This window comes from Pseudomonas sp. SIMBA_067, assembly GCF_046534675.1.
Classification (GTDB): domain Bacteria; phylum Pseudomonadota; class Gammaproteobacteria; order Pseudomonadales; family Pseudomonadaceae; genus Aquipseudomonas; species Aquipseudomonas putida.
In genome coordinates, this window is record NZ_JAWRYH010000876.1 from 1 (window position 1) to 254 (window position 254).

General features: G+C 53.5%; 1 protein-coding gene. It reads right to left on the reverse strand.

All coding sequences use genetic code 11. The features are described 5' to 3' along the window. A partial coding sequence (locus SB765_RS31730) for a phospholipase D-like domain-containing protein (RefSeq protein ID WP_410932769.1) occupies positions 1-254 on the reverse strand: 254 nt, incomplete at both ends.

Consider the following 254-nt stretch of genomic DNA (forward strand, 5'->3'; position numbering starts at 1 on the left):
TAGTCATCCTGCACACAGGCGAGATCGCTGCCAAAACCCGCATCATCAACCACCAGCGTCACTTCAAAATTCAGCCATAAACTGCGCATATCGAGATTCACGGTTCCCACCAGGCTCAGTTGTCCGTCGACCAGCACGCTTTTGGTATGCAGCAGGCCATCTTCAAACTGATAAATTTTCACGCCCGCTTCCAGCAACTCACTGAAGAAGGAGCGGCTGGCCCAGCCAACCAGCAGCGAGTCATTGTGACGAGG